Raw genomic sequence first — 529 nt, 5'->3', positions numbered from 1 at the left:
TGTTCCGAACAAGGCTGTAACGTGGAGTTCGGACAAGTCGGAGGTGGCATCCGTTGACAGCAACGGAGAGGTAACCACGCATAAGGAAGGCAGTGCCACCATTACTGCTACATCCGTGGATGGCGGTAAGACAGCCTCCTGCCGGGTAACGGTGAAGAGGAAAGAGGTCAAGGTTACCGGCATCACCGTCTCTCCGACGGAGAAGAGCGTAAAAGAGGGTGAAGCATTTACCATCACTGCCACAGTGCTTCCTGCCGATGCGGACAACAAGACGGTAACGTGGAGCAGTTCGGCTTCGGAGATTGCTTCCGTTAATGACAATGGTCATGTTACCACACACAAGCCGGGGCGTGCGACCATCACTGCCACAACGGCAGATGGCGGTAAGACAGCCACCTGCCAAGTAACCGTCACCAAGAAAGAGGTCAAGGTAACGGGCATCACCGTCTCCCCGACAGAGAAGAGCGTTATCGAAGGTGAAAGCTTTACGATCACCGCCACCGTACAGCCTGCCGATGCAGACAACAAG

Annotated in this window: 1 protein-coding gene; it reads left to right on the top strand. The window is 55.0% G+C overall.

Annotated elements, in window-relative coordinates; translation table 11 throughout:
* The coding region (locus tag HQ29_RS06405) for an Ig-like domain-containing protein (protein WP_161781565.1) at positions 1-529 on the top strand (529 nt) is incomplete at both ends.

Origin of the sequence: Porphyromonas canoris, from assembly GCF_000765975.1 — a bacterium.
Lineage (GTDB): Bacteria > Bacteroidota > Bacteroidia > Bacteroidales > Porphyromonadaceae > Porphyromonas_A > Porphyromonas_A canoris.
The sequence above is the reverse complement of the archived record's forward strand: the minus strand, read 5'-3'. Positions and strand labels throughout refer to the sequence as shown.